Source organism: Deinococcus sp. NW-56, from assembly GCF_002953415.1.
GTDB lineage: Bacteria > Deinococcota > Deinococci > Deinococcales > Deinococcaceae > Deinococcus.
Genome location: NZ_CP026516.1, coordinates 513,551 through 536,172 on the forward strand (window position 1 = coordinate 513,551; position 22,622 = coordinate 536,172).

The 22,622-nt window shown below is 69.7% G+C and carries 23 protein-coding genes and 1 riboswitch; of the genes, 13 read left to right on the plus strand and 10 right to left on the minus strand.

Features of this window, described 5'->3' with window-relative positions; translation table 11 throughout:
* Positions 1–281: 281 nt before the first annotated feature.
* Complete coding sequence (locus tag C3K08_RS02740) at positions 282–1,421, minus strand: NAD(P)/FAD-dependent oxidoreductase (RefSeq protein ID WP_104989931.1); 1,140 nt, start codon at positions 1,419–1,421, stop codon at positions 282–284.
* 306 nt (positions 1,422–1,727) lie between these two features.
* Between C3K08_RS02740 and C3K08_RS02745 the strand changes: the two genes are divergently transcribed.
* The 3 genes from C3K08_RS02745 (at position 1,728) to C3K08_RS02755 (ending at position 5,615) form a co-directional block, all read left to right on the plus strand.
* Positions 1,728–2,219: a (2Fe-2S)-binding protein gene (locus C3K08_RS02745; RefSeq protein ID WP_104989932.1), complete on the plus strand. Its 492-nt coding sequence runs from the start codon at positions 1,728–1,730 to the stop codon at positions 2,217–2,219.
* 105 nt (positions 2,220–2,324) lie between these two features.
* Positions 2,325–4,718 (plus strand): xanthine dehydrogenase family protein molybdopterin-binding subunit, encoded by a 2,394-nt coding sequence (locus tag C3K08_RS02750; RefSeq protein ID WP_104989933.1) that lies wholly within the window; start codon positions 2,325–2,327, stop codon positions 4,716–4,718.
* A gap of 105 nt (positions 4,719–4,823) precedes the next feature.
* Positions 4,824–5,615, plus strand: a complete 792-nt coding sequence (locus C3K08_RS02755) for a xanthine dehydrogenase family protein subunit M (RefSeq protein WP_104989934.1) — start codon at positions 4,824–4,826, stop codon at positions 5,613–5,615.
* A 90-nt stretch (positions 5,616–5,705) separates the two neighbouring features.
* On the opposite strand, the gene C3K08_RS02760 is transcribed toward C3K08_RS02755, so the two are convergent.
* A complete protein-coding gene (locus C3K08_RS02760; RefSeq protein ID WP_104989935.1) occupies positions 5,706–6,185 on the minus strand; it encodes a peptidylprolyl isomerase in 480 nt (159 codons plus the stop codon).
* A 104-nt stretch (positions 6,186–6,289) separates the two neighbouring features.
* Between C3K08_RS02760 and glp the strand changes: the two genes are divergently transcribed.
* A complete protein-coding gene (gene glp, locus C3K08_RS02765; RefSeq protein WP_104989936.1) occupies positions 6,290–7,480 on the plus strand; it encodes a gephyrin-like molybdotransferase Glp in 1,191 nt (396 codons plus the stop codon).
* Between the two features lie 48 nt (positions 7,481–7,528).
* Here glp and C3K08_RS02770 read toward each other — a convergent pair whose 3' ends face one another.
* The 3 genes from C3K08_RS02770 to C3K08_RS02780 all read right to left on the minus strand — a co-directional run bounded on the left by C3K08_RS02770 (position 7,529) and on the right by C3K08_RS02780 (position 10,150).
* A complete protein-coding gene (locus C3K08_RS02770; RefSeq protein ID WP_104989937.1) occupies positions 7,529–7,957 on the minus strand; it encodes a CoA-binding protein in 429 nt (142 codons plus the stop codon).
* Positions 7,954–9,294: a glutamate-1-semialdehyde 2,1-aminomutase gene (gene hemL / locus C3K08_RS02775; protein WP_104989938.1), complete on the minus strand. Its 1,341-nt coding sequence runs from the start codon at positions 9,292–9,294 to the stop codon at positions 7,954–7,956. The genes C3K08_RS02770 and hemL overlap by 4 nt, the downstream gene beginning before the upstream one ends.
* Positions 9,295–9,424: 130 nt before the next feature.
* Positions 9,425–10,150, minus strand: a complete 726-nt coding sequence (locus tag C3K08_RS02780) for a hypothetical protein (protein WP_104989939.1) — start codon at positions 10,148–10,150, stop codon at positions 9,425–9,427.
* Positions 10,151–10,308: 158 nt separating this feature from the next.
* On the opposite strand from C3K08_RS02780, the gene C3K08_RS02785 reads away from it, so the two are divergent.
* The 3 genes from C3K08_RS02785 (at position 10,309) to C3K08_RS02795 (ending at position 13,484) form a co-directional block, all read left to right on the plus strand.
* On the plus strand, positions 10,309–11,691 hold the full coding sequence (locus tag C3K08_RS02785; protein ID WP_104991879.1) for a S9 family peptidase: 1,383 nt from the start codon (positions 10,309–10,311) through the stop codon (positions 11,689–11,691).
* A 124-nt stretch (positions 11,692–11,815) separates the two neighbouring features.
* A complete protein-coding gene (locus tag C3K08_RS02790; RefSeq protein WP_158679819.1) occupies positions 11,816–12,586 on the plus strand; it encodes a transporter substrate-binding domain-containing protein in 771 nt (256 codons plus the stop codon).
* A gap of 217 nt (positions 12,587–12,803) precedes the next feature.
* Positions 12,804–13,484 carry an amino acid ABC transporter permease gene (locus C3K08_RS02795; RefSeq protein WP_158679820.1) on the plus strand — a complete coding sequence of 227 codons (681 nt, stop codon included), beginning with the start codon at positions 12,804–12,806 and terminating at the stop codon, positions 13,482–13,484.
* Here the strand turns inward: C3K08_RS02795 and C3K08_RS02800 are convergent.
* From C3K08_RS02800 to C3K08_RS02815, 4 genes are all read right to left on the minus strand, one after another.
* Complete coding sequence (locus C3K08_RS02800; RefSeq protein WP_104989942.1) at positions 13,463–14,107, minus strand: thiamine diphosphokinase; 645 nt, start codon at positions 14,105–14,107, stop codon at positions 13,463–13,465. The genes C3K08_RS02795 and C3K08_RS02800 overlap by 22 nt on opposite strands.
* Positions 14,104–15,093 (minus strand): ABC transporter ATP-binding protein, encoded by a 990-nt coding sequence (locus C3K08_RS02805; RefSeq protein ID WP_199776973.1) that lies wholly within the window; start codon positions 15,091–15,093, stop codon positions 14,104–14,106. The genes C3K08_RS02800 and C3K08_RS02805 overlap by 4 nt, the downstream gene beginning before the upstream one ends.
* Positions 15,090–16,637, minus strand: a complete 1,548-nt coding sequence (locus tag C3K08_RS02810; RefSeq protein ID WP_104989944.1) for an iron ABC transporter permease — start codon at positions 16,635–16,637, stop codon at positions 15,090–15,092. Before C3K08_RS02810 ends, C3K08_RS02805 begins: the two co-directional genes overlap by 4 nt.
* Before the next feature lie 354 nt (positions 16,638–16,991).
* Positions 16,992–18,020 (minus strand): thiamine ABC transporter substrate-binding protein, encoded by a 1,029-nt coding sequence (locus C3K08_RS02815; protein WP_104991880.1) that lies wholly within the window; start codon positions 18,018–18,020, stop codon positions 16,992–16,994.
* Between the two features lie 53 nt (positions 18,021–18,073).
* Positions 18,074–18,177: riboswitch (TPP riboswitch) on the minus strand.
* 32 nt (positions 18,178–18,209) lie between these two features.
* Here C3K08_RS02815 and C3K08_RS02820 point away from each other — a divergent pair.
* Positions 18,210–18,671: an NUDIX domain-containing protein gene (locus C3K08_RS02820; protein WP_104989945.1), complete on the plus strand. Its 462-nt coding sequence runs from the start codon at positions 18,210–18,212 to the stop codon at positions 18,669–18,671.
* Positions 18,672–18,679: 8 nt separating this feature from the next.
* A complete protein-coding gene (locus tag C3K08_RS02825; protein ID WP_199776974.1) occupies positions 18,680–19,003 on the plus strand; it encodes a hypothetical protein in 324 nt (107 codons plus the stop codon).
* On the opposite strand, the gene C3K08_RS02830 is transcribed toward C3K08_RS02825, so the two are convergent.
* The gene (locus tag C3K08_RS02830) at positions 19,000–19,425 is read right to left on the minus strand and encodes a 4'-phosphopantetheinyl transferase superfamily protein (protein WP_104989947.1); all 426 of its coding nucleotides are present in this window, start codon (positions 19,423–19,425) and stop codon (positions 19,000–19,002) included. The two genes, C3K08_RS02825 and C3K08_RS02830, sit on opposite strands and share 4 nt — an antisense overlap.
* Before the next feature lie 42 nt (positions 19,426–19,467).
* On the opposite strand from C3K08_RS02830, the gene C3K08_RS02835 reads away from it, so the two are divergent.
* The 4 genes from C3K08_RS02835 (at position 19,468) to paaC (ending at position 22,619) form a co-directional block, all read left to right on the plus strand.
* Positions 19,468–20,175: a HepT-like ribonuclease domain-containing protein gene (locus C3K08_RS02835; RefSeq protein ID WP_104989948.1), complete on the plus strand. Its 708-nt coding sequence runs from the start codon at positions 19,468–19,470 to the stop codon at positions 20,173–20,175.
* Positions 20,176–20,281: 106 nt separating this feature from the next.
* On the plus strand, positions 20,282–21,238 hold the full coding sequence (gene paaA / locus C3K08_RS02840) for a 1,2-phenylacetyl-CoA epoxidase subunit PaaA (protein ID WP_104989949.1): 957 nt from the start codon (positions 20,282–20,284) through the stop codon (positions 21,236–21,238).
* Positions 21,238–21,816: a phenylacetic acid degradation protein gene (locus C3K08_RS02845; RefSeq protein WP_104989950.1), complete on the plus strand. Its 579-nt coding sequence runs from the start codon at positions 21,238–21,240 to the stop codon at positions 21,814–21,816. Before paaA ends, C3K08_RS02845 begins: the two co-directional genes overlap by 1 nt.
* A complete protein-coding gene (gene paaC / locus C3K08_RS02850) occupies positions 21,813–22,619 on the plus strand; it encodes a 1,2-phenylacetyl-CoA epoxidase subunit PaaC (protein ID WP_104989951.1) in 807 nt (268 codons plus the stop codon). Before C3K08_RS02845 ends, paaC begins: the two co-directional genes overlap by 4 nt.
* Positions 22,620–22,622 lie beyond the last annotated feature (3 nt).

Consider the following 22,622-nt stretch of genomic DNA (forward strand, 5'->3'; position numbering starts at 1 on the left):
TGGTTCAGGACAAGCGAAACTGTTTTCGCCGTCTAACACGAGGGCGAGCTTCGCCCGTCACCCCCCTCTGCTGCGCAGCTCTACGAGTCCCCGACCCTCTGCAAGCAGCTCTACGAGTCCCCCACAAGGAGGGAGGGAGAAAAGCCTCACCTACACAACGTTCTCGCTATTGTCATCAGGCGTCAGAGGTAGAGGGGTCGGGGAATCTTTCCCGCAAAGCGAAAGGGAGCCACCCGTAGGCAGCCCCCCCCGACTTCTCGACGCCTCGGCCTCTCGACCAGTCAGTCGATGCTGGCCCGCCAGCGCCACTCGCTGGCCTTTTTCATCACGTGGGCGATGCCGCCCGTGATGGCGAGCTTCTGGTTCCAGGGCAGCTTCATCCAGCCCACCGCCATCAGGCCGCCGAGGGAGACGAACTCGCCCAGGGTGGTGGGCTCGTAGGGCTCCAGCTCCTCGCCGCGCACCAGCCGCAGGAGGTTCTTGCCTGTCAGGCGGCCCTGCTGCCCGGCGTGCTGCGCAGTGGTGGGCACCGGCTTGCCTTCCTGGTTCAAAGCAAGGCCCATGTCGCCCACCACGAACACGTCGGGGTAGCCCTTGGCCCGCAGGAACTCGTCCACGGCGATACGCCCGCCGGGACCCTTTTCCAGCCGTTCGCCCTTGACGATGTCACGGGCCTGGATGCCGCCGGTCCAGATGATCTTGCCCGCCTCGATGACCTTCTGTTCGCCGCCTTGCGTCTGCACGGTGACGCTGCCCTCGGTCGCCTGGGTGATGCGGTGCCCCACCAGAATCTCGATGCCGTAGTCGCGCAGCACGCGCTCGGCCTTCTGGCGCAGGGCCTCGTCGAGGATGGGCAGGATCTTGGGACCGGCCTCCACGAGGTAGATGCGGAAGGGGGGCAGGCCCCGCGCCTTGGACAGCAGCTCGGCCCGCTGCGCCAGCTCGGTGACCAGCTCGACGCCGGTCAGGCCCGCGCCGCCCACCACGATGTCGCGGTTGCCCTGGTACTCGCCCGAGTACACCTGGTTGACGAAGCCGTAGATCTCGTCGGCGTCGCTGAGCTGCTTGAGCTCGGAGGCGTGCTCGGCCAGTCCCGGAATCCGGTAGAAGTTCGTGACCGACCCCAGCCCCACGACGAGCGTGTCGTAGGTCAGCACGCGGCCATCCTTGAGGGTGACCTCGCGGGCGTCAATGTCCACGCCCTCGACCGAGGCCTGCTCGAACTCCACGCCCGTGCCGCGCAGCAGGGGCTGGATGGGCAGGGTCACGCGGGTGTTGTGGGCGGCGGCTTCGTGCAGCCGGGTTTCAAAGGTATGAAAGGGGTTCTGTTCAACCAGCAGGGCTTCGAGGCCCGGCATGGGCTTGAGCTTGGTGGCCACCGCGAGGCCCGCGTAGCCAGCACCGAGGATCAGGGTCTTCATGCACACTCTCCAGTGAAGGAATTCACGAGTTGGCTCCGGGGCAGGTGTCGTCCCACAAAAAGCCGCCGGGGGGTCTGCCCCGGTCGTGACAACAGCGTACAGCGTACACCAACGGCGTCTGTCACCGGGCACACCAGGGCTAGACCGCAGCCTGTCCCGCGCATGGGCGGCGGCGTTCATGGTTCAATAGGCGGGTACACACAACCCGGTTCCTGCCTGCCCCGCCCGCTCACCCCCCACCCGGAGGTCGACCATGCTGGAGCGCTCCCCGTCTTCCCGTCTCCCCACCCGCCCTGGGAGGCGGCCATGAACGTCACCGTGACAGTCAACGGCAAGGCCCACACCCGCGACGTGGAACCCCGCACCCTGCTGGTGCATTTCCTGCGCGAGGACCTGGGCCTCACCGGCACCCACGTCGGCTGCGACACCAGCCAGTGCGGGGCCTGCACGGTCCACCTGAACGGCGACGCGGTCAAAAGCTGCACGGTGCTCGCGGTGCAGGCGGACGGGATGGAGGTCACCACCATCGAGGGTCTGGGCACCGCCGCCGACCTTCACCCCCTTCAGGCGGGCTTCTGGGAGAAACACGGCCTCCAGTGCGGCTTTTGCACCCCCGGCATGATCATGAGCGCCGCCGAACTCCTGCGCCACGACCCCGACCCCAGCGAGGCCACGATCCGCCACCACCTCGAGGGCAACTACTGCCGCTGCACCGGCTACCACAACATCGTCCTCGCCGTGCAGCACGCGGCGGCGGCGATGCGGGAGCGGGAGGCGGGGCAGGCGGCGGACGACTGAAGCAGGTCGAAGGGTCGAGAGTCGAAGGGTCTAAGGGCATGAAGTCCCCGATTCTCTGGACACTTGGACCCTTTGACCCTGAGACGCCGACCCAAGGGAGGCACAATGACCGACCGAACCGACAAGTACATGGGCCAGGCCCTCAAGCGCAAGGAGGACCCGCGCTTTATCACCGGGGCGGGGCAGTACACCGACGACTTCGTGCTGCCGGGGATGCTGCACGCGGCGATGGTCCGCAGTCCCTACGCGCACGCCCGGATCACTGGGATCGATAAGAGCAGCGTGGAGGGCATGCCCGGCGTGGTCGCCGTCCTGACCGGCGAGGACGTGGCGGCGGCGGGCGCGGGGCCTATCCCGGTGGGCTGGCTGCTCCCCGACCTCAAGGTGCCCCCGCACCACGCGGTCGCGCAGGGCGAGGTCAACCACGTGGGCGACATCGTGGCCGTCGTGGTGGCCGAGACGCGGGCGCAGGCCGAGGACGCGGCTGGCCTGCTCGCGGTGGACTACGAGGCGCTGCCCTCGGTGGCGCTGGGGAGCGCGGCGCTGGGGGAGGGGAGTCCGCAGGTTCACGACGATGTGCCCGGCAACGTGGCCTTCCGCTGGGAGATCGGGGACGAGACGGCGCTGAACGAGGCTTTCAACCGGGCGCACAAGACGGTGAAGGTGAAGTTGCGGAACCACCGCCTGGTGCCCAATGCCATCGAGCCGCGGGCGTCCCTGGCGCAGTTCTCGCCTGCCAGTGGGGAATACCTGCTGTACACCACCTCGCAGAATCCGCACATCCACCGCCTGATCCTGGCGGCCTTCGTGCTGAACATCCCCGAGCACAAGCTGCGGGTCATCAGCCCGGATGTGGGCGGGGGCTTCGGCTCCAAGATCTTCCAGTATCAGGAGGAAGTGGCCGTGCTGCTCGCCTCCCGGCTGCTGGGCAAGCCGGTGAAGTGGGCGGCCCGGCGCTCCGAGAGCTTCGTCTCCGACATGCAGGGCCGCGACCACGAATCGGAAGCCGAACTTGCCGTGGACGCGGAAGGCCGGATGCTGGGGCTGCGGGTCAACACGGTCGCCAACCTCGGCGCGTACCTCACCCTCTTCGCGCCCGCCGTGCCGACCTACCTGTACGGCACGCTGCTGAACGGCGTGTACAAGTTCCCCGCCGTCCACGCCAAGGTGACGGGCGTGGTCACCAACACCGTCCCGGTGGACGCCTACCGGGGCGCGGGCCGCCCGGAAGCCACCTACCTGATTGAGCGCACCGTGGACGTGATGGCGCACGAACTGGGCATGGACCCCGCCGAGTTCCGGCGGATCAACTTCATCCAGCCCGACGAGTTCCCGTACCAGACGCCCGTCGCGCTGGTCTACGATTCCGGGAACTACGAACCTGCGCTCGATATGGCGCTGGACATGATGAAGTATCCGGACCTCCGCGCCGAGCAGGAGCGGAGGAAGGGCACGAACAAGATTCTGGGCATTGGCGTGATCTCGTATCTGGAGGCGTGTGGATTGGCGCCGTCCGCGCTGGTGGGTCAACTCGGGGCGCAGGCGGGGCAGTGGGAAAGCTCGCTGGTGCGCGTGCATCCCACCGGCAAGGTCGAGCTGTACACCGGCTCGCACAGCCACGGCCAGGGCCACGAGACGGCCTTTCCCCAGATCGCCGCCGACGAACTCCAGATTCCCATCGAGGACATCGACCTCATCCACGGCGACACGGGCCGGATGCCCTACGGCTGGGGCACCTACGGCTCGCGCAGCGCGGCGGTGGGCGGCAGTGCGCTGAAGATGGCCCTCCAGAAGATCACCGCCAAGGCGAGGAAGATCGCCGCGCACCTCCTCGAAGCCTCGGAGGAGGACGTTGAGCACGCGGACGGTGTGTTCCGGGTCAAGGGCGCTCCGGGGCAGCAGAAGACCTTCTTCGACGTGGCGCTGATGGCCCACCTCGCCCACAGCCTGCCCGACGGCATGGAGCCGGGGCTGGAGGCGACCGCTTTCTACGATCCCAAGAACTTCGTGTACCCCTTTGGCACGCATGTGGCAGTCGTGGAGATCGACACGGATACGGGCGTGGTGAAGCTCCGCAATTACGGCTGCGTGGACGACTGCGGCCCCCTCATCAACCCGCTGATCGCGGAGGGGCAGGTCCACGGCGGCATCGCGCAGGGGGCGGGGCAGGCCCTCTGGGAAGACGCCGCCTACGACGAGGAAGGCAACTTCCTGGCCGGGACCTTCATGGAATACGCCGTGCCCCGCGCCGACGACCTGCCGAACTTCCAGACCGACCACACCGTTACCCCCAGCCCGCACAACCCCCTGGGGGTCAAGGGCATCGGGGAGGCGGGCACCATCGCCAGCACCGCCGCCGTCGCCAACGCCGTGATGGACGCCCTGTGGCACGAGTGCCGCATCGCGCATCTGGACATGCCCTACACCTCCGAGAAGGTCTGGCGGGCGATCCGCGAGGCCCGGCAGGGGGCGGGGATGGGGCAGGCGGCGGACGACTGAAGAAGGTCTAAGGGTCGAGAGTCAAAGGGTCTAAGGGCTTAGCGTTCCCGCCCTTCTTGGACGCTTAGACCCTTTGACCCTGAGACGCCGACCAAAGGGAGGCCTATGTACCCAGTCAACTTCGACTACCACCGCGCCAGCAGCGTGCAGGAAGCCCTGACGATGATGGCCGAGAATCCCGACCTCAAGGTGATCGCGGGGGGGCACTCGCTGTTGCCCGCCATGCGGCTGCGGCTGGCCCAACCGCCCGCGCTGCTCGACGTGTTCGGGCTGGAGGAACTGCGGGGCATTCGGCGCGAGGGCGACACCTTTGTGGTGGGCGCGATGACCACCCACGCGCAGGTCTTGCGCTCGGAGCTGCCCCTTTTCCCCGAGGTCGCCCACGAGGTCGGGGACCCGATGGTCCGCAACCGGGGCACCATCGGCGGCTCGCTCGCCCACGCCGACCCCAGCGCGGACTACCCGGCAGCGGCTCTGGCCCTCGGCACAGAGTTCGTGATTCGTGGCCTGGGCGGTGAGCGCGTGGTCCCCGCCGACGAGATGTTCGTGGGCATGTTCGAAAGTGCGGTGCAGCCCGGCGAGCTGCTCACCCACATCCGCATCCCGGCGACCGTGCGGGGGGGCGCCTACGAGAAGTTCAAGCACCCCGCCAGCCACTACGCGATTGCGGGCGTGGCCGTGGTGCGCCACGCGGACGGGCAGATTCGTGCCGCCTACACCGGGGCGGGGGAGAAGGCCGAGCGCCTGACCCTCCTCGAAGAGCGCCTGAACGCGGGCCAACGCGCCGGAGAGGGGTTGGTGGACGCGGCGAATCTCCTGGGGGACCGCTTCGCCAGCCCCGAGTACCGGGCGCATCTGGTGGACGTGCTGGCAGGGCGGGCGGCGGCGAGGGTGTAGGAGCCGTCAGCGGTCAGCTTTCCGCACAAAAAGGAACGCTCCGGCCCGAAGCTGGAGCGTTTCCTTTGCTAAAAGCTGACTGCTGAGAGCTTATTCCTCGTCGTGCATGCCCGGCGTGTGGGCGTGCCCGTGCTCCAGTTCCTCGGCAGTGGCGTCGCGCACGCCGCGCACAGTCACGTCAAAGTCGAGCACCTTGCCCGCGAGGGGAGCATTGAAGTCCACCTGCACGGTCTCGCCCTCGACGGCGAGCACGGTGAAGGGCAGCACCGAGCCGTCTTCGGCCTGCGCGTAGTAGGTCGCGCCGACCTCGATGTCGTCCTCGAAGTCCTCGCGGTCGAGGGTCTCGACATTGTCCTCGTCGCGGGCGCCGTAGCCGTCTTCGGGCTGCACGGTCACGTGGAGGCTGTCGCCCTGGCGCTTGCCTTCCAGCGCCCGCTCCAGGCCGGGGATGATGTTGTTGTGGCCGTGCAGGTAGGTCAGCGGCTCGCCGCCTTCGCTGGCGTCGACGACCTCGCCGTCCACCTTGAGCACGTAGTCGATCTCGACAACCTTGTCCTGGGTAATGTTCATGGGAGTCTCCATTCGGGGAAATAGGCGGGCCGGAAGCGCGGACTTGCCCCCGGAGTCTACCCCGTCGCTCTGGCCCCGCTCCTTCGCCGCCCTATGCTGCCCCCATGACCCGCCCGACCTTTCCCATGCACGTCGGTGTGGCCGAGGCCCGGCAGAGCCTCGCGGCCCTGCTCCCCGACCCCGGCACCGAGCTGGTCCCCCTGGCCGGAGCGCGGGGCCGCCTCCTCGCCGCCGACCTCGCCGCCCGCGTGAGTCACCCCAGCGCGACCGAGAGTGCGCTGGACGGCATCGCCGCGCGGGAGGCCGACACGTTGGGGGCCAGCCCGGACGCCCCCGCACGCCTGCGGGTCGTGGGAGAGAGCCGTGCGGGGCTGCCCTTCGCGGGGACCGCGGGGCCGGGTGAGTGTGTCCGCATCTACACCGGGGCGCCGTTGCCACCGGGCGCGGACGCGATCTGCCCGGTGGAGCAACTGGCGGAGGATGGCCCCGAGCACGTCCTCCTGCGCCGCCCTGCCAGCCCTGGCGACGTGCGGCCCGAGGGGGGGGACTTCCGGGCAGGTGAGGTGGTGCTGCGGGCCGGAGCCCTCCTCACGCCCGCCCGCGTCGCACTCGCGGCGGCGCTGGGGCACGCCGAGGTGCCGGTGCGCCGCCGCCTGCGCGTGGCCCTGCTCTCCACCGGGGACGAGGTGCGTGAACCGGGCGAGGCCCTGCTGCCCGGCCAGGTCTACGACAGCAACCGCTATGGCCTCGCGGCCCTGCTGGAAGAGTGCGGCTGCGACGTGCTCAACCTCGGCCACGCCCCCGACAGCCCCGACGCGCTGGCGGGGTCCCTGGCGGCAGCGGGGGGCGCCGACCTGCTGCTCACCAGCGGGGGCGTCAGCATGGGCCGGTACGACTTCATGCGCGACCTGCTGATCGAGCGCGGCGAGGTCGTCTTCTGGAAGGTACGGATGCGGCCCGGTGGTCCCGCCCTGCTGGGACGCTGGGGGGGCCTCCCGGTCTTCGGGCTGCCCGGCAACCCGGTGAGCAGCCTCGTCGTCTTCGGGGTCATCGTGCGGCCCGTGCTGACCGGCCAGCCCCTGCGGACGCTGCGGCTGCGGGCCGGGACGGCCTTCAAGGGCCTGCCCGACAAGACAGCCTTCTGGCGCGGCGTCGTGTCGGGCGGCGAGGTCCGCGATTACGGGCAGCAGGGCAGCGGCGTGCTGCGCTCGCTGGGCGAGGCGGACGTGCTGGTGGTCATTCCGGAGGGGCCGGGCGTGCAGGTAGGCGAGGAGGTGGAGGTGGTGTGGCTGTAGGGGTCGGCCCCCGCCCCGATCTGCCGGGAACCGACCCCTGACGGCTTCCTACAGCAGCGCCCGGTGGTCCGCCAGCATGCAGCGGTCCTGAATCACGTCGATGCCCTGTTCGGTCAGTGCCCGCGCCGTCGCGTCGTCGCGGATGCCGAGTTGCAGCCAGACCACGCGGGGGAGGGGCTGCATGGCGAGGATGTCGTCCAGATGCTGATGCACCTTGTCGCTGCGGCGAAAGACCTCCACCACATCCACCGGGGTCCCAATCTCCGCGAGGGTGGCGACCGCCTTGTGCCCGAAGTAGCTCTCGCCCCGTGCGGCCAGCGCCGGGTTCACCGGAATCACCGTGTAGCCCTGGCGGTACATGTATTCGGGCACGTAGTGGGCGGGCTTCATCGGGTCGGGGTGAAAGCCGACCACGGCGATCACCCGGTTCTCGGTCAGGACGCGAATCACGTCGGGGGTGCTTTCCAGCAGGGTCATGCAGTCCTCCCCAGCCCGGCGTAGGCGGCGCGGGCGGCGTTCAGCGTGGCGTTCAGGTCGTGGTCGGTGTGGGCGGCGCTCACGAAGATGCTCTCAAACTGCGAGGGCGCCCAGTAGATGCCCCGGCCCAGCAGGGCCTGGAACCAAGTGGCGAAGGCCGCCGTGTCGCTGCGGGCCGCGTCCGCATAGGTGCGGATGGACCCGTCGGGCGCGTCCTGATGGAAAGCTGTCAGCATCGAGCCGATGTGGTTCACGCTGAGGGGCACGCCCGCCTCGCGTGCGGCCGAACGCAGGCCGTCCGCGAGGGCAGTCGTGTACGCTTCCAGCCGCTCGTAGATGCTGGGGTCACCCTCCAACACCTCCAGGGTGGCGAGGCCCGCCGCCATCGCGAGGGGATTGCCGCTCAGCGTCCCGGCCTGGTACACCGGCCCCTGCGGGGACACGAAGTCCATCACGTCGGCCCGACCGCCATAGGCGCCCACCGGCAGCCCGCCACCGATGATCTTGCCCCAGCAGATCAGGTCGGGGGACAGGCCCAGCCGACCCGTCGCCCCCCGCAGCGAGAGGCGGAAGCCCGTCATCACCTCGTCCGCGATCAGGAGGACGCCGTGCTCCCGCACCCGGTGCAGCGCCGCCAGGAACTCCGGCGTGGGAATCAGCACCCCGGCATTGCCCACCACCGGCTCGAAGATGACCCCGGCGATCTCGTGCCCGCGCTCGGCCATCAGCGCTTCCAGCGCCGCCGGGTCGTTGTACTCGCTCACCAGCGTGAGGGCCGCGTACTCCTCCGGCACGCCCGCGCTGCTGGGCGCCGCCTGCCCCAGGGCGCCCGCCGCGTTCGTCATCAGCCCGCTTCCAGCTTCCACCAGCAGGCCGTCGGCGTGGCCGTGGTAATTGCCCCGGAACTTGAGGATGAACTTGCGCCGGGTAAAGCCCCGCGCCAGCCGCAGGGCGCTCATGGTGGCTTCCGTCCCGCTGTTCACGAAGCGCACGCGGTCCACCCCGGTGATGCGGGTGACGGTTTCCGCCAGTTGCACCTCGCGCTCGCCGGGAGCGCCGAAGGACGTGCCGCCCGCGAGCGCCGAGGCGATGGCCTCCCGCACGGCGGGATGGTCGTGCCCCAGGATCATCGGCCCCCACGAGCCGATGTAGTCGAGATAGCGGGTGCCGTCCGCGTCGGTGAGGTAGGCGCCGTGGGCTTCCCGGATAAAGCGGGGAGTGCCGCCCACGCTCTTAAAGGCCCGCACCGGGCTGTTCACGCCGCCGGGGGTCACGGCGCGGGCGCGGGCGAACAGCGCCTCCGACCGGGCGGTGGAAGGAAGGGAGTCGGTGGTCATGGGCCTACCTTACGGGGTGTGGGGAAGGCCCGTCAGTAATCCGTGCTGAGCCTGCCGAAAGGAGCTGAGCTTGCCAAAAGGAAAGTGCCCCGGCCGGGGCCAGGGCATCTCCACTTGCTGGAGCAAAGGTTTACAGCCCCAGCAGTCCCAGCGCCGCCGTCTGCGTCAGCTCCGCCCGGTAGGGGGCGACCAGGGCGCGTTCCTCGGGCGTCGCCGTCTGCACGGTCGTCCCCAGGTCGGGCAGGCGGCCCGAGCGTAGGGCTTCAGCCGCTTGGGCGAAGTCGATATCGGGCACGCCCAGCGCCCGGTTCACCGCGCCGCGAATCTGGGCGTAGCGCTCGGGGCTGAGGCCCTCACGGGTCAGCGCCTGCGTCTGGGCGGTGCGGGCCGCGCCCACGCTCCCGCTGACGCGCCCCAGCACCTGCGCCAGCGTCAGGATGTTGGGCGACTGCCCCTGCTGAATATCGGTCCAGACCTGCTGAAGCTGCGTGAAGCTGTCGCCCAGCGCGGCCTGCACGTCCTGCCTCACGGCCAGGAAGCGCTGCACATCCTGCGCGGTCAGCGGCGCTCCTGCCGGGGGCGCGGGCTGGGTCGCCGTGTCGGGCGTCTGGGTCGGCGGGGTGGTCGCCGTCCCGTTCGGCCCCGGCAGGGTGGGCACGTCGATGCCCGTCCCGCCCGAGGAGGGCGGCGGGGTCTGCGGCTGGGTGGTGGCTGTCCCCGCCCCCTGCCACGACGCCAGAAAGGTCCGGGCGGGTTGAATCACCAGGAACCACGCGAGGGCGCCCAACACCACCAGCACGAGCAAGCTGCCGCCGCCACAGCCCAGGCAGCCCAGTCCAGGTCCACGTCTCGTCATATGACCCCCATACGGGCGCGGCGGGCGAGCGGTTCCCGCCCACATTGACAGGCCCCGGCGCGTGCCCTTAACTGGAGGGGCTTCTCTTCACAATGCGCTTCGCCTCTCCCCGGTCCCCTGCGTGGTTGCCGGACGGCTCCCCCTTTTTCGGAGGTTCCATGACGCTCTTCCGTTCCCCTGTGCCCGTGTTTCTCGCCGCCAGCCTGCTGCTGGGCAGTTGCACCCAGGTCCGGCCCCCCGTGACGGAGGTGCCCACCCAGGCGGGCCGCACCTTCAAGGCCGTTACGCCGACGCTCGCCTCCGTACCCGGTGCGGCCCTCTACCAGGGCACCTACGCGGGCCTGCGGGGCGAGGCGGCCTACCAGATCGAGGTTCCGGCGAACTGGAACGGCACGCTGGTCATGTACGCGCACGGCTACCGGGGCGAGGGCGCCAACCTCACCGTGGACCCGCCGCCCCTGCGGTCCTACCTGCTCGCGCAGGGCTACGCCTGGGCCGCGAGCAGCTACTCGGGCAACTACTACGACGTGCAGGCGGGGGTGGAGGACACCAACGCGCTCGCGCTGGCCTTCGAGCGCCTGACCGGCAACAAGCATGCTAAGCCGAGCAAGTACCTGATCATGGGCGTCTCGATGGGCGGGCACATCACGGCCGCCGCCGTGGAAAAGGAGACGCTGGCGACGGCCAAGAGCCGAGTCAACTACGCCGCCGCCCTCCCCCTGTGCGGGGTGATGGACGAGGAATACGAGTTCCAGTGGCTGGGCGACTACACGCTCGCCGCCGCGCAGCTCGCCGGGCTGGGGCCGCGCACCTTCCCCCAGAGCAACTACCAGGAGCTGCTGCCCGCGATCAAGCAGGCCCTCTTCACCGAGACCGAGGGACCGACCTGGACCGAGAACGAGGGCCAGGGTGCCCGCCTGCGCGAGATCGCCCGCCGCCTGACCGGCGGGGACCGCCCGGTTTTCGAGCTGGGGTTCCGCCTCGCCGGAACGCAGAACGCGGTGTTCAGCACGGGCGGCTCGGACGGCACCGTGAATGGCATCCTGACCCGCAACCTCTACGGCAACGAGGGCCGGGTCTACCGCTGGACGAGCGACGCCGCTCCCACCGCCGCCGAGAAAACCTTCAACGACGTGATTCTGCGCGTGCGGGCCGACCCCGCCGCCAACGTCGCTCGGCCCGGCGGCCTGCGCTGGCTGCCCGCCGTGAACGGTGAATTCAGCGTGCCCGTGCTGACCCTGCACACGCTGGGCGACTTCTACGTGCCCTTCCGGCACCAGCAGCTCTACCGCCAGGCGGCGCAGGCGAACGGCAACGGCGACCGGCTCGTGCAGCGGGCCATCCGCGCGGCGGGCCACTGCGAGTTCGACGGGGCGGAACTCGTCGAGGCCTTTAACGACCTCGTGGCCTGGGAGCGCACGGGCGTGAAGCCCGCCGGGGACGACGTGCTGACGGCAGCGACTGTGGCGAGCCCCACCTACGGCTGCCGCTTCACCCGCAAGACCCGTGCAGGTGTGGAGGCGTGCCCAGCAACGCCCTGAGTCTCAGGCCCTGACCTGTAGCCTCTCGTACCAACTTAAGAAACCCTTCTCGGCAATCGGGGGGCAGACGGGGTAGCGTGGGTCCCGTTTGCCCTCTTTCATCACCCAGGGTCAGGAGAATACCATGTTGAAATCCCGTCTGCTGCTGCTGTCCACCCTCGCCCTCGCCGCCACTTCGGTGGCCCACGCCGAACTCGCCGATGTCCGCAAGCGCGGCGAACTGCGCGTCGTGATGAGCGGCGAGTACCCGCCCTTCTCGCAGCCCGCGCCCGACGGCTCGCTGACCGGCTTCGACGCCGACGTCGCGCGTGAAATTGCCAAGCGGCTCGGCGTCCGTGCCCGGCTGATCAAGGCCGAGTTCCCCTCCATCATCGCGGGGTTGCAGGCCGGGCAGTTCGACATCGCCGTCGCCTCCCAGAGCAAGACGCCCGAGCGCGAGCGGGCAGTGGACTTCCTGAGCCGCCCGTACTACTACGACGGTCTGCAACTGGTGGTGCCCGCCAACTCGTCGGCCCGCAGCCTCGCGGGGTTGGGCGGCAAGCCCGTCGCGGTGGCCCAGGGCACCGTCTTCGAGAAGTTCCTGCGCGACCGCAAGTACACCAACGTCGTGACCTACAGCGGCGAGCAGGAGATTTTCCTGGCGCTGAACGCGGGCCGCGCCGCCGGGATGATCACCACCCGCACGGTGGGCAGCGTCGCCATCAAGAACGGGCAGAAGCTCAAGCTGGCCGGGCCGGTGCTGTTGCAGGACAACCCCTACATCACGCTGGGCAAGAACCAGCCGCAGCTCAAGGCCGCTGTGGAAAAGGCGATGGCCTCCATGCGGGCCGACGGCACGATGAAGCGCCTGAGCCTCAAGTACCTCGGCTCCGACATCACGGTGCCCGCAAAGTAAGACGGATTCCGATGGACGGGTGTGGACGACACCCGGGAATCCGACCAAAGGGAGCAGGAACAACGACGGATTTCGGGAGATGGATGAACAGGCGGTGCCCTCCCGCCTGTTCAGGAATCGGAAGGAATCCGTACAAGACCAGGCAGCCGGAAGTGGGCCGTGCGGATCAGCCGTGCGGCCCCTTCTTCTGGCCCCACCGATAGAGGAGGTTCTGCCCATGCTGTCCACCCTCTCCACCGTGTTCACCCCCGACGCGCTCGCGGCCCTGTGGCGCGGCGCCCAGCTCACGCTGTCCCTCACGGTCCTGGCGAGCATCTTTGGCCTGATCCTGGGTCTGATCGCCGGGCTGGGGCGGATGTCGCGCCTCGCGCCCGTGCGGCTGCTGGCGGGGGCCTATATCGAGACCTTTCGCGGCACACCGCTGCTGGTGCAGCTTTTTTTCCTTTTCTTCGCGTTGCCGCAGATCACGGGTGTTTCCCTGCCCGCCTTTAACACGGCGGTGCTGGGCCTGAGCCTGTTCGCTGGGGCCTACGCCGCCGAGATCATCCGGGGCAGCCTGAACGCCGTGGACCGGGGCCAGACCGAAGCGGCACGGGCGCTGGGCCTCAAGCCCTGGGACATCCTGCGGCTGGTGCTGATTCCACAGGCGGCCCGCACCGCCGTGCCCGCGCTGGGGAACCAGTTCATCGGCCTCTTGAAGGATTCCAGTCTCGCCAGCGTGATCACGGTGTCCGAGCTGCTGCTGACCACCCGTGGGCTGGTGTCCATCACCTACCAGCCGGTGCCGCTGTACCTCGCCGTCGCGCTGATCTACTTTCTGCTGTCGAACGTGGCGGCGCGGCTGTTCGCCCTGTTGGAGCGCCGACTGAACCGGCCCTACCGGGCGAGCGCGGTCTGACCTTCTCCCGGATGCAGGACCGTGACCAGCCCCGTCCCGGCGGCGAGGCTGACCCGGACCTCGCCCCCCAGGGCCTCGTTGCTGACGGTCCACCCGCTGCCCAAGGGCACGTCGGCCCCGGAGAGCGGCCAGCGCACCCCGGTCAGGGTCAGGCCACGAAGGTCACTTAGGGCGAGCACGCTCAAGGTGGCACCGGGGGGAAGGTCGAGGCTCAGGACCTGACCCGGTAGCAGCGGATTCCCGCTCTCGTCGCCGCTGTGAAGGGTGACCTTCAGCCCCTCCCGCGCCAGCCGCACCGCGCCGAGCGCCAGCGCCGCCGCGTGGTCGAAGCGGCCTCCGAAGGCCCCCAGGAACACGAGCTGGGTGGCCCCCCGGTCCCGTGCCACCCGCACGGCGAGTTCGGCGTCCGTCTCGTCCTTGGCTGCGGGATGGACCTCGCGCGGGGCGTCCACCTCTAAGCCTTTCGACGAGTCGAAGTCGCCCACCCACACGTCGATAGGCACTCTCAGCACCGCCGCGTGCCGTGCTCCACCGTCGGCCGCCACCACGAGGTCGGGGCGGGGGAGGGCGGCCAGGGCAGGCGTTGAAACGAGTCGTCCGCCGACCAGAATCCAGGCGGTCACAGACCCCCCCGGTCATCTGGCAGGATCAAGACCCTCTGATCGTCCACACTCAGCCTGAGGCGACCTTCTTCGATGCCCGCTGCCTCCCGAGGACTGAGGTGCAGGGTGAGGGGGCCGAGGGGGTGCGCGACCGTGACCTCGGCCCCGGTGTCGGTGGGCTGGTGCGCGGTGACGGGGAGGGGGGCACCCTCGCCCAGTCGGACCGCGTCCTCCGGGACCAGCCGCGCCATGCCACCCGGAGCGGCCAGCACATTCGCGTGCCCCAGGAAGGCCGCCACCCACGCGGTCGCGGGCCGGGCGAAGACCTGCTGTGCCCCCCCCACCTGCACCAACCGTCCAGCCCGCATGACGGCCACCCGTGCCGCCAGCGCCAACGCTTCCCGCTGGTCGTGGGTGACGAGCAGCACGCCCGCGCCGACCTGGCCGAACAGGTCCTTCAGATCAGAGCGCAGCCGCGCCCGGAGTTGCTCGTCCAGATTGCTCAGCGGCTCGTCGAGCAGCAGCAGGGGAGAGCCGGTCGCCACCGCCCGTGCAAGGGCCACCCGCTGCGCCTGCCCGCCGGAGAGTTGCGCGGGCTTGCGGTCCGCCAAGCTCTCCAACCCCACGAGCGCCAGGGCTTCCCGCGCCCGCCCCTCGGCCTCTGCCCGCCGTGCCCCCCGTATCCGGGGACCGTAGGCGACGTTTCCGAGCACGCTCAGGTGCGGGAACAGGGCGTAGTCCTGAAAGACCAGCCCGACGTGCCGCGCCTCCGGCGGCAGGGGGGTCACGTCCCGCCCGCCGATCTCCACCCGGCCCGCATCTACGCGCTCCAGTCCCGCCACGCAGCGCAGCACCGTGCTCTTGCCACAGCCGCTCGGCCCCAGCAGCGCGACGGTTTCGCCCGCGCCGACGGTCAGGGAGACTTCCTCGGCGGCCAGGGTGGGGCCGTAGCGTTTGGAGAGGCTCTGGAGGGAGAGGGCGGAAAACACCCCGGCATTCTGGCTCACGTCACCTCCCCCTCCCCGCCGTCCAGCAATGTGAAGGCTCCCGCCGCGAGCAGCAGCAGCACCGTCGCCAGCGCACACGCTTCGCCCAGATTGCGTTCACCGGGGCGGCCCAGGCGGTCATAGAGGCCCACGCTGAGGGTCGCCCACTCCGGGCGGGTCAGCACCAGCGTCGCTCCGAACTCGCCCAGTACGGTTGCGAGTGCCAGCGCCGCACCGCCCCGCAATGCCGGAAGAGTGAGCGGAAGCGTGACCGTACGGTGCGCCCCGAGGGGCCGGGCGCCCAGGGTGCGGGCGGCCTCGGTCAGGCGAAGCGGCAGCGCCCGCAACGCCGGAAGCAGGCTGCGCGTCACCAGCGGAAAGCCCAGCAGCGTGTACGCCGCGATCAACAGCGGCAGGGTAGCCGACAGCGCCGGATACGCCAGCAGGTAGCCTACCGCCAGACTCACGGGGGACACCATTAGCGGCAGCAGGGACAGCAGGTCGAGGAAGCGCGACCGTGCCCGCCACGCCCCCAGCGCGTGCAGTCCACCCAGCAGCACGGCCCCTACCAGCCCGAACAGCCCGAAGCGCAGCGTGTTGCCCACCAGCAGCGGCGTCTCCGGGTCGGCCAGGATGCCCTGCCAGTACGCCAGCGTCGGCCCGGCCGACCCCAAGAGTCCCCGCGCCACGACGGCGAGCAGCGGCCCGAAGCAGAGCAGGACCACCAACGTCACGAGGCTCCACAGTCCTGCCGCCGCCGCGCCCCGCGCCGGGGGCAGGCCGCTCGCGGGCACGCCCGTCCCGCCGCGCAGCAGGGCCACATACGCCCACGTCGCCCCCAGCGTCAGCGCGAGTTGTCCGGCGATCAGCGCACTCGCCTCTGGGAGCCGGAACTGGTAGGCCGTCAGCGTGTAGATCTCCACCTCCAGTGTGGCGTACCGCTCGCCCCCCAGCGCCAGCGGCAACCCGAAGCTCAGCGCCGAGTACAGGAACACCAGAATGGCTCCAGCCAGCAGCCCCGGCAACGCCAGCGGCAGCGCCACCGTCCACGCTGCCCGCCCGCCCGATGCTCCCAGGGTCCGCGCCGCTCCGACCAGCCCCGGCGACACGCGCGAGAAGCCCGCGTAGGCCAGCCTGACCATCACGGGCAGGTTAAAAAAGAGGTTCCCCAGGATGAGCAGCGCGGGCGTCTCCTCCAGGTCCAGACCCAGCGGACGGCTCACCCACCCCTGCGGTCCCAGCAGCGCCGAGAGGCCGAGCACCGCTACCAGCGTTGGCGTCACGAAGGGCAGGAGCAGGAGACGCAGCAGCAGGGCCTTACCGGGAACCGTGTATCGCGAGAGGAGATAGGCAAGAGGAGCCCCGATCAGCAGGGCGATCAAAGCCGACGCGCTCGCCTGGGCCAGCGTCCATGACAGGCGGCCCAGGAAGTAGGGGTCCTGCCAGACGCTCAGGTTGACGCCCCCCTCGGCTAGGGTGCGGGTGAGGGGTAGAGCCAGCAGCAGAGTCAAGAAGAGGAGGGGGGGGAGGGCGAGGAGCCAGCCGGTTCGGGGGGCAGGGGTCATGGGATGGGGGGCTGGGCACCTTGATTCGGCTTGCCCCTCCCCCCAGCCCCCCTCCCCAGAGGGAAGGGGGGAGCGGCGCTGCGCTAGGCAGGGCCTTCGTCCGGTGCGCTGGTGGTCGACTCACTCGGCGTGGAATGTTTGATCTTGGTGCGTGCTGCTCGCGGCCACCGTCTCGCTGCGCGAGCCGACGTGGTGAAGGCGGTGCGAGAGTCGGTCGCTCGGGTTGATCGGCCGTCCACGGTGGGCGGTTTTGGGAGGCTGAAGCGTTGGCCGCCCGCCCTGCTGCACAGAAGCGGGAGGGGGCCAAGCCCACCCCGCCTGACGGCTGACCGCTCAAAGCTGACCGCTCCCCTCTCACCTCGCCCGCAGCACCTGCGTCACCCACGCGTCTACCAGCCGCTGCGGATTGGCCGTCACGCTGGACTTCACAGGCTTGACCTCGGGCTTCTCGGCAAAGCGGAAGACGGGGTCCAGTTTGGTGCCGCTCACGGCCGGGTATATCCACATCCGGGTGGGAATGTCGGCCTGCACGCCGCCTGACAGCATGAAGTCCACGAACTTGCGGGCCAGCGCGGGCTGCTTGCTCCCCTGTAGGACGCCCACGCCCTCCAGTTGCAGGAAGGTGCTGCCCGGCAGGAACAGGTTGGCGGTGGGGGCCTGGGCGGGCGGCTTTTTGGGGTCGTAGCCGTCGGCGTAATAGACCTCGGCGGCGGGGCTGCTCGCGTAGCTCAGAACGATGGGGTATTTACCGCCGTTCTTGCTGAAGTCCTTGTTGTAGGCGTCTGACCAGCCGCGCACGACCTTCATGCCGTTCGCGCGGGCTTCTCTCCACCATGCCCACGCGCCCGCCTCGCCGTAGTGGTTCACGGTGGCGAGCAGGAAGGCGAGGCCGGGGCTGCTCGTCGCGGGCGAGGGCACCACCGTCAGGCGGGCGTACTGGGGCTTCTTCAGATCGTCCAGGCTGCGGGGCAGGGGCAGGCCCGTCTTCGCCCACGCCGCCCGGTCGTAGTTCAGGGCCACCAGGCCGTAGTCCACCGTGTTCAGCAGCCCCGCCTCGTCCAGACGGTAGGCGGCGGGCACTTTCGCCAGCGCGGGTGAACGGTACGCCTCCAGAATCCCGGCCGCCTTCGCGCGGGGCAGCATGGAGTTGTCCAGGCCGTACACCACGTCGGCAATGGGGGCGCGGCGGGTCAGGATCAGGCGATTGAGGAGTTCTCCTGTGTCCCCACCCCGCACAAAGCGCACGCGGGCCTTGTTCGCCTGCTCGAACTGGGCCACCAGCTTCTTGTCCACGTCGAAAGAGTCGTGGGTGATCACCGTCAGGGTGGTCTGGGCGTGGGCGGTGCCCGCGAGCAGCAGGCCGAGCAGCAGTGTCTTACGCATAAAAAATCCCCCTCGCGTCACGAGGGGAAGCCGAGGAGCCGTGCCCCGTGTGGGGGCCAGCTCCGTCACGCTCCCTCCGCCGGAATGACCCGGTTCAGGTTCCTGGGGTGTGATCTCAGCCCGTGCCGATTGCAGCAGGGCACCCCCGGTGACGCGGAGGCAGCATAGCGCAGCGGCTAGAGTGGCGCGGTGTTAACTCTCGTGGTGTGGTTGATCGTGCGGGACGCCTCGGGCCGGGTGCTGCTGGGGCGGCGGTCGGGGACGACCTTCGCGGACGGCCTGTGGAACCTGCCCGGCGGCGCGGTGGAACCCGGCGAGGGCCTGCTGGACGCCGTGACCCGCGAGGCCCGTGAGGAGGTTGGTCTGCGGCTGGACCCGGCCGCGCTGCGTTCGTTGGGCGTGTCCCGCTACGACATCGTGGGGCTGGGCGGTCCAGTCGCGGGCGTGGATTTCCTCTTCCTGGCTGACACCTGGGAGGGCGAGCCGCTCCCCCTCGACAAGACTTCTGAGGTGGGCTGGTTCGCCCCTGACGCTCTGCCGCCGGATTGCCTCCCCTGGCTTCCTGACGTGCTGCGGGCGCATCTGCTGGACGGCGTGCGCCTCAGCGAGCAACTCACCGGGGTGGAGGGGGTGCGGGGGTGGGCGGGGTAGGCTCGGACGTGGCCTTTCACGAGCGTCAACCTGCCTGGCCCCGCTGGCTGCCCCTCGCGCTGGAGACCGAGGTGGACGGGGAATGCCTGCGCTTTCGCACGACTCGCAGGGGAAAGTGGCGGGAGGTCCCTCTCCATGAGATCGGGCGAACGGAGGGAGTGCGTGTGGGTTTTTTCGCGTGGCCCGTTGGCTACAAGATGGCTTTCAGTGGCGAGGAAACCTATTACGTGACCAGCGGCCGGGCTGTGCGCCTCCATCTCCGTTCCGGCCGCATCCTGACCCTGGGCACCCGTGACCCCGAGGGACTGCGGCGGGCGCTGGACGGCGCTTAGCTTCCGCCCCCTCTGGCGACTGGCGACTGGCGACTGGCGACTCTCTCCTCCAGCACCACCACCGCCGACGCATGTTCCTTCGTATGCGTCAGTGTCAGGTGCGCGACCCACCCCCGCGTCTCCAACTCCGCCGCGATCTCCGGCGCGAAGCCCAGCACCGGCCGCGCGAAGGGAAAGGGACCCTCCGGCGTGGGCTCGCGCTCGACCCACACGTCGCGCCAGCCGTGTGGGCGCGGCCAGACCTTCTGAAAGGCCTCCTTGGCCGCAAATCGGGCCGCTAGGCTGGGGGCGGGATCGGCGTGTCCGGCGCAATAGGCCAACTCGCACGGGGCGAACAGCTTCTCGGCCCGCCGCCCCTCCCGCGCGAGCAGGCCCCGGATGCGCTCGATCTCGATCAGGTCATGGCCGATAGCGACGATCATTCCGCAGGCATCCTGACACGGCCCCGCCCTATCCTGCCGGGCATGGCCGCGCCGCCCCCCAGCCTCTTTCCCGACCTGCGCCTCCCCACCATCGCAACTGTCTTGCGCGACGGCGAGACTGCGTGGCGGGCGGCGGGCGTCTCCCGCGTGCGCGTTTTCGGCTCGGTCGCGCGGGGTGAAGCGGATTCGTCGGCCGACATTGACCTGCTGCTGGACTTCGGGGAGGAGGTCGGCCTGCTGGGCCTGATGCGGGCAAAAGCCGTCTTCGAGGACCTGCTGGGCCGCCGGGTGGACGTGCTCACCGAAGGCGGCCTGCACCCCGCCCTGCGCAGCGAGATTCTGGCCGACGCGGTGGACGTGCTGGCCGTGCCGGACCCGCCGCCCCACTCGCACCGGGGCAAAGGCTGGCGCTGGCGGGTCCACGATCTGCTGCGGGCGGTGGACCGCGTGACCGCGTACACGGGCGGCCACAGCCTTACCACCTTTCTGGCCGACGAGCGCACCCAGGACGCCGTCCTCGCCAACCTGCTGCGGTTGGGCGAGGGCACCAAGTACATCCCCCAGAGCGTGCAGGACCGCACCCCCGAGGTGCCCTGGCCCCGACTGCGCGACATCCGCAATCTCCTCGCGCACGACTATTTCGGGGTGGACCCCCGGCTGGTCTGGCACACGGCGCGGGTGGAGTTGCCCGCCCTGCGCCCGGCCCTGCAAGCCCTCGCGGACGCGCCCGAGGGCGACCTCCAGCCCTGATTTCCCTCTTCACTTTGTGAGCCAGGGAAGGTGGCCGAGGCTGCTATCCTGTACTATCTAACAAACGCTCGTTAGGCAAGTTGTCCCGACCCAGGAGGAGCCCGCCATGACCCAGACCCTGACGCCCGCCGAGACCGCCGAACAGCACGCCGCCTTCAATGCCCGCATCGCCCGTGGTGAGAAGATTGAGCCTGGCGACTGGATGCCCGCCGAGTACCGCCGCCAACTGATTCGCATGATCTCGCAGCACGCGCACTCGGAAGTGGTCGGGATGCTGCCCGAGGGCGAGTGGATCACGCGGGCGCCGTCCCTCAAGCGCAAGACCATCCTGATCGCCAAGGTGCAGGACGAGGCGGGGCACGGGCAGTACCTCTACCACGCCGCCGAGACGCTGGGCATCAGCCGCGAGGAGATGCTGGACGCGCTGCTGTCGGGCCGGGCCAAGTACTCGTCCATCTTCAACTACCCGACGCACACCTGGGCCGACGTGGGCATGATCGGCTGGCTGGTGGACGGCGCGGCGATCAAGAACCAGACCATGCTGGCGGGCTGCTCCTACGGCCCCTACAGCCGGGCAATGGTGCGCATCTGCTCGGAAGAGACCTTTCACCACAAGCAGGGCAAGGAGATGATCGTCACCTACGCGGGGGGCACGCCCGAGCAGCGCCAGATGGCGCAGGACGCCCTGAACCGCTGGTGGTGGCCTGCCCTGATGATGTTGGGGCCGCACGACGCCGATAGCCCCAACACCGGGGCGCTGAGCAAGTGGGGCATCAAGCTCAAGACGAACGACGAGGTCCGCCAGGAGTTCATCAACGAGCACGCCCCCGAACTGCTGGAAGCCGGACTGACCATCCCCGACCCCGACCTGCATCAGGACGCCGACGGCAACTGGAAGCACGGCCCGATCAACTGGGACGAGTTCTGGGCGGTCGTGAAGGGGCAGCAGGGCCTGAACCGGGAGCGCCTTGGCGCCCGCCGCGAGGCGCACGAGGACGGCGCGTGGGTGCGCGAGGCGCTGGAGGTCTACGCCGCGCGGCAAGTGGCGCAGGCGGCGGACTGATGACCGCGCCTGCCGACACTCAGTGGCCCCGCTGGGAGGTCTTCAAGCAGGACGCCCCTAACCGCCCCCACCAGGCGGTGGGCAGTGTCCACGCAGGTGACCCGCAGCATGCGCTGGTGACCGCCCGCAACGTCTTCGTGCGCCGCCCCGCCGCCGTGAGCCTCTGGACCGTGCGCGAGGCCGACATCCTGACCGCCACCCCCGAGGAACTCGCCGCCCACCCTGAGGTGCTGGACACCCCCGGCGAGGCGGGCACCTACCACGTGGGCCTCAAGCGCACGCACAAGCGCTCCATGACCTTCGTGGACCTCGTGGGGACCCTGGAGGCGAGCGGCCCCGGCGACGCGCTGCGGCAGGCGCGGGAGGGGCATCCCGACGCGTTGACGTGGCTGGTCCTCCCTGAAAGCGCGGTCGTCCGCACCGATGAGGACCCCGGAACGGTGGAAAGCTGGTTCGCCCCCGCGAAGGAAAAGACCTACAAGCAGCAGCAGTTTTACGGCGTGATCGGCCGCCACATCGGGGAACTCAAGCGCGAGGGCCTGATTCCTGGCCGCGCGAAGGAAGGGGTGCAGGAATGACGGTGAGCAGCCAGCAGCCAGCAGCCAGCGGCCAGCAGGACCTTGCTCCGGAGCTTCGGGCCGCGCTGATCGAGAAGCTCACCGCTCTCGCGGACGACGAGATCGTTCTGGCGCACCGGGACGGCGAGTGGACCGGGCACGCGCCCATATTGGAAGAGGACATCGCGCTGGCGAACATCGCGCAGGACGAGCTGGGGCACGCCGGGCTGTATCTGGAGCTGCGGCGGGCGTTAGACGGCTCGGACGCCGACCAGCTCGCCTTCTTTCGGGATGCCGCCGAGTACCGCTCTGCCCGCTTTGTGGAGTTGCCGAAGGGCGATTGGGCCTTGACCATGCTGCGTCAGTTCCTCTTCGACACCTACGAGGCGCTGTGGCTGGAAGCGGCCCGCACGAGCAGTTACGCGCCGCTGGCCGAGGTCGCGGCCAAGGCGCTGCGCGAGGAGAAGTTCCACCTCCAGCACACGGCCCTGTGGGTGGAGCGACTGGCCCTGGGCACCGACGAAAGCCGCCGCCGCACCCAGGCCGCGCTGGACGAGCTGTGGCCCTACGCCGCGCAACTCTTCCAGCCCGTGCCCGGCGAGGCCGAGTTGGTGACGGCTCGCATCGTCCCCGATCTGGAGAAGCTGCGCGGCAGTTGGGAAAGCTTCGTGCTGCCCCACCTGACCGGAAAGTGCGGCCTGACGCTGCCCGATGCGCCCGCCGACGCGGGAGCCGGACGCGACACGCACACCGAGCACCTTGCCCCACTGCTCGCCGAGATGCAGAGCGTGGCCCGCGCGGTGCCGAACGCCGAGGTGTGGTGAAGC

Excerpts from the sequence above, each read along its gene's own strand:
- C3K08_RS02810 (WP_104989944.1), bottom strand. The coding sequence starts at position 16,637 with ATGACCCCTGCCCCCCGAACCGGCTGGCTCCTCGCCCTCCCCCCCCTC.
- C3K08_RS02740 (WP_104989931.1), bottom strand. The coding sequence starts at position 1,421 with ATGAAGACCCTGATCCTCGGTGCTGGCTACGCGGGCCTCGCGGTGGCC.
- hemL (WP_104989938.1), bottom strand. The coding sequence starts at position 9,294 with ATGACCACCGACTCCCTTCCTTCCACCGCCCGGTCGGAGGCGCTGTTC.
- paaC (WP_104989951.1), top strand. The coding sequence starts at position 21,813 with ATGACGGTGAGCAGCCAGCAGCCAGCAGCCAGCGGCCAGCAGGACCTT.
- C3K08_RS02770 (WP_104989937.1), bottom strand. The coding sequence starts at position 7,957 with ATGACCCTGCTGGAAAGCACCCCCGACGTGATTCGCGTCCTGACCGAG.
- C3K08_RS02745 (WP_104989932.1), top strand. The coding sequence starts at position 1,728 with ATGAACGTCACCGTGACAGTCAACGGCAAGGCCCACACCCGCGACGTG.
- C3K08_RS02790 (WP_158679819.1), top strand. The coding sequence starts at position 11,816 with ATGTTGAAATCCCGTCTGCTGCTGCTGTCCACCCTCGCCCTCGCCGCC.
- C3K08_RS02750 (WP_104989933.1), top strand. The coding sequence starts at position 2,325 with ATGACCGACCGAACCGACAAGTACATGGGCCAGGCCCTCAAGCGCAAG.
- C3K08_RS02785 (WP_104991879.1), top strand. The coding sequence starts at position 10,309 with ATGACGCTCTTCCGTTCCCCTGTGCCCGTGTTTCTCGCCGCCAGCCTG.
- C3K08_RS02795 (WP_158679820.1), top strand. The coding sequence starts at position 12,804 with ATGCTGTCCACCCTCTCCACCGTGTTCACCCCCGACGCGCTCGCGGCC.
- C3K08_RS02845 (WP_104989950.1), top strand. The coding sequence starts at position 21,238 with ATGACCGCGCCTGCCGACACTCAGTGGCCCCGCTGGGAGGTCTTCAAG.
- C3K08_RS02780 (WP_104989939.1), bottom strand. The coding sequence starts at position 10,150 with ATGACGAGACGTGGACCTGGACTGGGCTGCCTGGGCTGTGGCGGCGGC.
- paaA (WP_104989949.1), top strand. The coding sequence starts at position 20,282 with ATGACCCAGACCCTGACGCCCGCCGAGACCGCCGAACAGCACGCCGCC.
- C3K08_RS02815 (WP_104991880.1), bottom strand. The coding sequence starts at position 18,020 with ATGCGTAAGACACTGCTGCTCGGCCTGCTGCTCGCGGGCACCGCCCAC.
- C3K08_RS02760 (WP_104989935.1), bottom strand. The coding sequence starts at position 6,185 with ATGAACATTACCCAGGACAAGGTTGTCGAGATCGACTACGTGCTCAAG.
- C3K08_RS02835 (WP_104989948.1), top strand. The coding sequence starts at position 19,468 with ATGGCCGCGCCGCCCCCCAGCCTCTTTCCCGACCTGCGCCTCCCCACC.
- C3K08_RS02755 (WP_104989934.1), top strand. The coding sequence starts at position 4,824 with ATGTACCCAGTCAACTTCGACTACCACCGCGCCAGCAGCGTGCAGGAA.
- glp (WP_104989936.1), top strand. The coding sequence starts at position 6,290 with ATGACCCGCCCGACCTTTCCCATGCACGTCGGTGTGGCCGAGGCCCGG.
- C3K08_RS02830 (WP_104989947.1), bottom strand. The coding sequence starts at position 19,425 with ATGATCGTCGCTATCGGCCATGACCTGATCGAGATCGAGCGCATCCGG.